The 7606-nt window shown below is 74.1% G+C and carries 7 protein-coding genes; 5 read left to right on the top strand and 2 right to left on the bottom strand.

Annotated elements, in window-relative coordinates:
- The 4 genes from D6689_08420 to D6689_08405 form a co-directional block, all read left to right on the top strand.
- Positions 1-789, top strand: a 789-nt coding sequence (locus D6689_08420; protein ID RMH42358.1) for a hypothetical protein, incomplete at its 5' end; no start/stop codon positions are given.
- Between the two features lie 421 nt (positions 790-1210).
- Complete coding sequence (locus tag D6689_08415; protein RMH42357.1) at positions 1211-1990, top strand: hypothetical protein; 780 nt, start codon at positions 1211-1213, stop codon at positions 1988-1990.
- Positions 1991-2006: 16 nt separating this feature from the next.
- Complete coding sequence (locus D6689_08410) at positions 2007-2900, top strand: peptidyl-prolyl cis-trans isomerase (protein ID RMH42356.1); 894 nt, start codon at positions 2007-2009, stop codon at positions 2898-2900.
- A complete protein-coding gene (locus D6689_08405) occupies positions 2897-4036 on the top strand; it encodes a hypothetical protein (protein ID RMH42355.1) in 1140 nt (379 codons plus the stop codon). Before D6689_08410 ends, D6689_08405 begins: the two co-directional genes overlap by 4 nt.
- A gap of 7 nt (positions 4037-4043) precedes the next feature.
- Here D6689_08405 and D6689_08400 read toward each other — a convergent pair whose 3' ends face one another.
- Positions 4044-6119 (bottom strand): hypothetical protein, encoded by a 2076-nt coding sequence (locus D6689_08400; protein RMH42354.1) that lies wholly within the window; start codon positions 6117-6119, stop codon positions 4044-4046.
- A gap of 124 nt (positions 6120-6243) precedes the next feature.
- Complete coding sequence (locus tag D6689_08395; GenBank protein RMH42353.1) at positions 6244-7245, bottom strand: D-alanine--D-alanine ligase; 1002 nt, start codon at positions 7243-7245, stop codon at positions 6244-6246.
- Positions 7246-7311: 66 nt separating this feature from the next.
- Here D6689_08395 and D6689_08390 point away from each other — a divergent pair.
- A partial coding sequence (locus D6689_08390; GenBank protein RMH42352.1) for a hypothetical protein occupies positions 7312-7606 on the top strand: 295 nt, incomplete at its 3' end.

The following is a 7606-nucleotide window of genomic DNA, read 5'->3' as shown; positions in this document are numbered from 1 at the left end:
TCTTGGGCGCTGGTCGTCGGGGCCGCGTCCTGCACGACGTCCGACACCGAAACGTCCACGGCCGAGCCGCTGAACGTCGAAATTCTCGACGACACGACCATCGCGGGCACGTTCGTCCACGGCAGCACGGTCGTGGAGTTCGTGAGCCAGTCGCCGGACCAGCAGTACGGGACGCTGTCGCTGTCCATCAACGGGGCCAACCTCGACGTCGAGCTGGACCTGGCCAACCAGACCTACCAGGAAAATGGCTATCTCAACGCGCTGTACGGTCCCGAACTCGAGGCGCTCGCGGCGCTGCGCGACGCGGTGCAGGAGGCCTACCCGGACGTCGTGTTGCAGACCCTTCAAGGCAAGCTGCTCGCGCGGCACGCCGACCGGCTCGCGGAAGCTCCGGCGGGCTACACGTTCGACTACCGCTTCATCGACATCGCCGCCGCCCGCCAGTCGGCGCGCGCGGTCGATCGGGCCGACGCCGACGGCTGCGGCGGCGACGGCGTGACGTGCCTGCCCGGCACGGACGGCTGGGCCTACGCCGTGTTCGACGAGGGGAACAACGGCACCTGCTGGTGGTGGTGGCGCCCGTACGGCGAGAGCCGGAAACACTGTGAAGGCCGCTGCGGCGAGGGGTGCAACCACTGGTTCGACGACGACTACACCTGGGATTGCCTCGACCACGACTGGTGCATCGGCTACTTCGGCGGCAGCTCGGGGTCGAGCAACCCGAACTGCGGCGACGAGTACTGGGACGCGGCGGACGACTACGTGGTGACCTACGGTCCCGCGTGTTGACGCGCCGCGCCGGGGCGCGCGCGACGGCCACCTGCCGCGGCGGGCTGGCCGTCGCGTCGTGTCTGCGGCACGCATTCGTCGATGCGATGGCGCACGCCGCCGGCCCGCCGCGGGGTCGGGATCGTGAGCGCGGCGGTCGGCGGCGGAACCGCGCCTTCCGCGCCGCCGGCCCGGCGGGGAGCCGGTCGCGCCGGGCGGCCAGGGCCGCGGCGACCGACGGGTGCCCAACGCTTGGTTGGCGGGGGTGTTCAAATACAACGCGTGTTTGTTCAGTTTTTGGTCTAATCATTGAACGCTCGCCACGACGTGTTCCACGCTGCTTTCGTAACTTACGTCGAGGAACAGGGGTTGCAGTGGGGTAGCGGCGTCCAAGGGTTCTCACACCAGGGGAGGAACAATGAACCGTTGCGTTGCGCTGTCCTTGCTGTTGGTCGCCGCGTCCTGTGCGACGAATGACACCGGGGATGTATCGACCGAGCCGTTGAACATCCAAATCCTGGATGACACGACGATCGCGGGCACGTTCGTCCACGGCAGCACGGTCGTGGAGTTCGTGAGCCAGTCGCCCGACCAGCAGTACGGGACGCTGTCGCTGTCCATCAACGGGGCCAACATCGACGTCGAGATCGACCTCGCCAACGGGACCTACCAGGAGGACGGCTACCTCAACGCGCTGTATGCTCCCGAACTGGAGGCGCTCGCGGCGCTGCGCGACGCCGTCCAGGAAGCCCACCCCGACCTCGTCCTGCAGACGCTGCAGGGTAAGCTGCTCGCGCGACATGCCGATCGCCTCGCCGAAGCCCCCGCCGGGTTCACGTTCGACCATCGCGTCGTCGACCTCGCCGCCGCCCGGGCGTCGGCGCGCGCGGTCGATCGCGCCGACGCCGACGGCTGCGGCGGTGACGGTGCGACCTGCCTGCCCGGCACCGACGGCTGGGCGTACGCCGTGTTCGACCAGGGAGACGACGGCACGTGCTGGTGGTGGTGGCGCCAGTACGGCGAACACGAGGAGCGCTGCCGGGGCCGCTGCGGCGAGGGGTGCAACCACTGGTTCGACGACGACTACACGTGGGACTGCCTGGACCACGACTGGTGCGTCTACTACTTCGGCGGCAGCAGCGGGTCCGGCAACTCGAACTGCGGCGACGAGTACTGGGAGGCCGCGGACGACTACGCGCTCACCTACGGGCCGTACTGCTAGCGGTGCGCGCCGGGGCGTGATCGCCGCGGACACACGGAGCCACGCCCTGCGCCGGTTCGCCGGCGCAGGGCGTTTTGTCACGGCGCTGGTCGCGCTGGCGGCCGCCGGCGGTTGCTCGCGTGCGTCGCGCACGTGCGGGCCCCGCCCCGACCACTCCGTCGTGGCTTGCTACAACGGCGAACCGGTCACGGCGGACGAGGTCGCGGCGTTCGTGCGCGCGCCGCGGCGCGTGCCCGGGCGCGCCGCCCCGTCGGACCCGCGCGCCGATGCGCTCGACGAGGCGTTGCGCGTGCGCCTGCTGGCCGACGAGGCGCGCCGCCGCGGTCTGGAGGCCACGGCCGGGTCGCCGGCGTTCGTCCGCGCGTCGCTGTATCAGGCGTTGCGGCGCGATCTGGCGGCGCGCCACCGGGCGACGGCGCGCGACGTGTCCGACGACGAGGCGCGCGCCTACTACGAGCGGCATCCCGGGCTGTTCAACAAGATCACGGCGACGTACTGCCTCGCGCTGTACGAATCGGACCCCGCGCGCGCCGAACAGCTGGTCGAACGGCTGCGCGGCGCCGGCGAGCAGGCGTTTCGCGAGGCCGGGGGCGTCGCCATCGGAGAGACCCACGCGGAGGGGATCGATCCCGCGATCCGGCGTCTGTCGAACGACCTGCGCCACGTCGGCGACGTGGACGGCCCCGTCCGGTTGGCGTCCGGCACGTACGCGATTCTGTACGCGACCCGCCTGGACATGAACGTCAAGCCGTTCGAGCAGGTCGCCGCGCAGGTCAAGAACCACATCGCGCACGAACGCGAGCAGAACCTGATCGCCGAGCAGGCCGCCGCGCTGCGCGCGAAGGCGTCGATCGAGGTGTTCGCCGACGAACTGCGCGCGGCGCCGATTCCGGCCGCGCCGGAGCCATGACGGCGCGCGCGCCGTGCCGAGCGCGCGCCGCCTGCGCGTGGGTCGCGTGCGCCGCGGCGGCGTGCGGCGTCGACGCGGACCGCGGGCGGCATCCGGCACCGATCGTCGGTGGGGCGGCGGACGCCGACCATCCGTCGGTCGTGGCGCTCGTCGCGCGCCGCGCCGCGTGCGCGAGCGCCGAGCGGCTCGTCTGCTCGGGGACGCTCGTCGGTCCGCGCGCGGTGCTGACGGCGGCCCACTGCCTCAACGAGCTGCGCGCGCAGGAGCTCGAAGCGATCGTCGGCGACGACGTCGCCGCGCCGGCGGCCGTCCTCGCGGTATGGGACGCCTTCGTTCACCCCGACTACGATCCGCTCGCGGAGCCGGACGCGTCGTACGACGCCGCGCTGGTCGTACTCGAGGCGGCGCCGGACGTTCCGGTCGCGCCGCTGCCGTCCGGCCCGATCGCGGAGCTGGCCGCCGGCACGCCGGTGCGCGTGGTCGGCTTCGGTCGGCTGGCGCCGGAGTCGCCGCCCGGCCAGCGCCTCACCGGCGAGGCGATCATCACCGCCGCGGGGCCGGTCGCGGTCTACACCGGCGACACCGGCGTGCCGTGCGGCGGCGACTCCGGAGGCGCGGTGTTCGCCGACACGGCCGAGGGCGAGCGCCTCGTGGGCGTGATGAAGGCCAGCGGACCCGACTGCGCTGACTTCGGCGTGTTCGTGCGCGTGGACGCGATGGTCGGCGACTTCGTCGCGCCGCGGCTGGCCGACGCGGATCGCGTCGCGTCGTCCGGCCGCCCGCCGTTCGATCCGGACGCATCGTACTGCGCGGCGGCGTGCACGGCCGACGCCGACTGCCCGGTCGGCATGCTGTGCCTGCCGGAGCGCGACGGCCGCCACTGCGGCTACCGCGACGGTCGGGTCGCCGACTACGGCTCGGCGTGCGGACCCGACGGGGGACCGGAGTGCGTACCGGTCGGCGCCGGCAGCGAGCGGTCGTGCCGGCAGCGCGTGCCGTGCGGCGCCGGCGGCGGCGGGTTCTGCGCGGCGGTTCCGGGCGGCGGCGCGGGGTGCGCGTGGGGGCCGGCCGCGGCGGTCGCGCTGTTGGCGGCCGCCCATCGCCGGCGCGCCCGCCGCCGGCGATGCGACCGGTGACGGCTCGTCACGGCGCGCCCGGCGCGAGCGCCAGGGCGGGGGCGCGCAGCACGAGCGCCGCGGCGCGAGCCCGCGCGTACTGGACCGCCGACAGCACGCCGGCGCGGCGCATGTGCCGCAGCACGACGTCGACGCGCTCTGCGGTGTACGCGTCGAGTTCGCCGGCGGCGCGCACGCGGCGCGACAGCGTGCGCGGCGCGGGCGTGAGCGCGGCCAGGAACGCCGCCTCGCGCGCGGTGAGGCGGCCGACCGGCTTGCCGAACCAGTAGTCGGCCGCGGCGCCGACGCCGTAGACTCCCTCGCCGAGTTCGATGACGTTCAGGTACAGCTCGAGGATCTCGCGCTTGGTGAGCCGCTGCTCGAGCCGCCACGTGAGCACGGCCTCCTCGAGCTTGCGCGCGAGGGTGCGCTCGGGCGACAGGAACACGTTCTTGACGAGCTGTTGCGAGATGGTCGAGCCGCCGCGCACGAGGCGCCCCTCGGACAGGTTGACCGCCAGCGACGCGGCGATCTGGCGCGAATCGAACCCGTTGTGTTCCCAGAAGCGGGCGTCTTCGGCCGCGACGAACGCCCCGGTCACGACCGCCGGAATGGTTGCGAGCGGCACGAATCCGAGCGTGCCGCGGCCGACGCGCGCGGTGCTGCCGTCGGGGAACGTGTGCGAGAACGGGCGGCGCAGCGCGCGCGGATCGGCGCCGTCCGCCTCGCGGCGCGCCCGGCAGCGCCGGACGTCGACGTCGGCGGCGAGGTCGACCGGTTCGGGGCGAGTTCGATCGATCGCGAGGTGGATGCGGCCTGCGGCGGTGCCCGCCAGGGCCAAACCGGCGAGCCGGGGACGCAACACGGCCGGGATCGCGGCCAGCAGCGCGCCGCAGTCGGTCGGCGGCACGGTCACGTCCACGGTCGCGCGTCGGGGGATGCGGTCGCGGTCGCCGAACGCCGCGGTCGCGTCGAGTTGGATGCCGGCGTCCCCGATGCGGACGCGATCGGCGCGCACGGCGACGGTGCGCTCGCCGGTCGCCGCGTCGCGGCCGACGTGCGCGGCGCCGGCGACGGACAGGTCGACCGGGACCGGCGCGCCGGCCAGCTTGGGATGGTTGGCGCGCACGCCCGCGAGCGCCACGTCGAACTCGACGTCGACGCCGCCGTCGTCGGGACGGACCGCCAGCGTGCCCGTCGCCGTCGCGTCACGCACCTGGAGCGCGCGAGGCAGGTAGGCCGCGAGCGGCGCGAGCGGTGCGCGGTGGGCGACGGCGCGCACCGTGCCGTCGCGGTAGCTCACGTCGACGCGCGCGCCGGGTACGCCGCGCGGATGGGCGACGACGCGAATCCGCGGCTGGCCCGGGTCGGCGGGGCGCGCGACCCGAACGGCGACGTCGTCGTAGCCGGCGTCGCCCATGCGCGGCCCGGTGGCGTCGATGCGGCCGCCGACGGCGACGGCGCGCGCGACGGTCAATCTCGGCAGCGCGATGTCCGCGCCGGCGCGGTCGAAGTCGATGCGCGCGCGGCGCCGGCCGTCGTCGACGACGGCATGGATCGGGCCGGTGACTGCGCGCACCCCGCTGGCCTGCGGGTGCAGTTCCACGTCCCGCACCTCGACGGTGCCCGCGCCGACGATGCGAACGCGCAGCGCGCCGCCGGTCACGAAGATGCGGCGCAGCGCGCGGCCGCCGGGTTCGGCGGCGCGCGGGCTCGCCCGTCGCCGCGCCGCCGCGCGCTCCACCATGCGCCGCAGGCGCCGGGCTCCGCCGCCGTCGACGCGCACGTGCGCGACCGGTTGGTCGACGCGGATTTCGTCGGCTGATAGTTGTCCGTGCAGCAAATGGTCGAGGCCGACGCCGGCCACGACGGCGCGTGCGGACAGGATTCCGCCCACGTCGACGTCCGTGACGCGAATGGCGCCCGACAGCGACGCCTCGACGCCGCCGATATCGACCTCCTCGCCCAACGCCTCCGACAGCGCGGGCTCGACCCGCGCGTCGATGCGCGCGTCCACGAGGTGGGCGGCGGCCGACGGGACGGCCACCGCGGCCGCGGCGGTGATTGCGAGCGCGATCCGATCGCTGTGGCACCGGCTGCTCATGGCTGCAGGGCTCGCCGCGATGGACCGGCGGCGCGGCGACGGCGTCCGGCGCGCGGCGCGCCCCCGGCGGCTTCGTCGCGCCGCGCGTCGCCGTCCGGTCCGAGAGGTCGCCGCGCCATCGCTGTCAGTGCCGGTCTGCGCCGGCCTCGCGCCGGTCCGGCCCGCGGAACGGGCGCTGCGCGACGCGCCGGTCGCCGTGACCGCGTCGGAGCGCCGACAGCCGAGCGCCGAGCAGGATCGCCTCGCACAGCTCGTCGAACGCGATGCCGGCCGCCGCCGCGATCTTGGGCAACAAGCTCGTCGGGGTCAGGCCGGGCAGGGTGTTGACCTCGAGGATGTACTCGTTGCCGGTGTCGCTGAGGATCATGTCCACCCGCGTCGCGCCGGAACAGCCGAGCGCCTGGTGAGCGCGGGCGGCCTGCGCGAGGCACCCGCGGTAGCGCTGCGGCGACACGCGCGGCGGGATGTAGTACTCGGTGGCGCCTCGGCTGTATTTCGCGCTGAAGTCGTAAAACGGCTCGCGCGGCACGACCTCGACGGCGCCCAGCGGCCGATCGCCGAGCACCGCGACCGAGATCTCCTGCCCGCGGATGTAGCGCTCGACGAGCAGCTCGCTGTCGAAGCAAAACGCGCGTTCGCACGCGGCGACGAGTTCGTCCATGTCGCCGACGAGTTCGACTCCGACCGAGGAGCCTTCGCCGACCGGCTTGACGACCGCCGGAAAGCCGAAGTCGCCGTGGCGCGCCGGGATGTCCGCCTCGTGGGCGCGCGTGAGCACGTAGTACGGCGGGGTCGGCAGGTTGCGCAGGCGGAAGATCTCTTTGGCCTTGACCTTGTGCATCGCGAGCGCCGACGCGAGCACGTCCGACCCGGTGTACGGAATGCCGAGCAGTTCGAGCAGCCCCTGGATGCAGCCGTCCTCGCCGTAGCGGCCGTGCAGCGCGATGAACGCCACGTCGATGGCGGACTGGCGCAACACCAGGTCGACGTCGCGGTCGACGAAGATCGGGACGACGTGGTAGCCGCGGCCGTCGAGCGCGGCGAGGACCGCTTCGCCCGTTTGCATCGAGACCGAGCGCTCCGCGCTCAGTCCGCCCATCAACACGCCGATCGTCTTGTCGCGCATACGGTGGTTTCGAAAGTACGGGCGGCGCCATGACACGGGCAACTTTTCGGGATAAGACGCGGGCGCATGACGTTCGTCGAAGCTGCGGTCGCGGTGTTGCGCGAGGCGGGCACGCCGCTGTCGGTCGAAGAGATCGCGGCGCGCGCGGTCGCGGCCGGCTTGCTGTCGAAGCCGGGCAAGGACCCGCTCAAGAGCATGAAGGCGCGGCTCGCCGCCGAGGCGCGCAAGCCGGCGGGCGCGCGGGTGGTGCGCGTCGCGCCGGGGATGTGGGCGGCCGCGGCGGAGGGCGCAGCCGGCTCGGCGCCCGCGGCGGCGCCGGAGCGCGCGGAGTCCGCGCCGGAGCGCGCGGCGCCGGCGCCGG

It is taken from the genome of Deltaproteobacteria bacterium (assembly GCA_003696105.1).
In the GTDB taxonomy this organism is placed as follows: domain Bacteria; phylum Myxococcota_A; class Polyangia; order Haliangiales; family J016; genus J016.
This window is presented reverse-complemented; position numbering and strand designations above follow the sequence as displayed.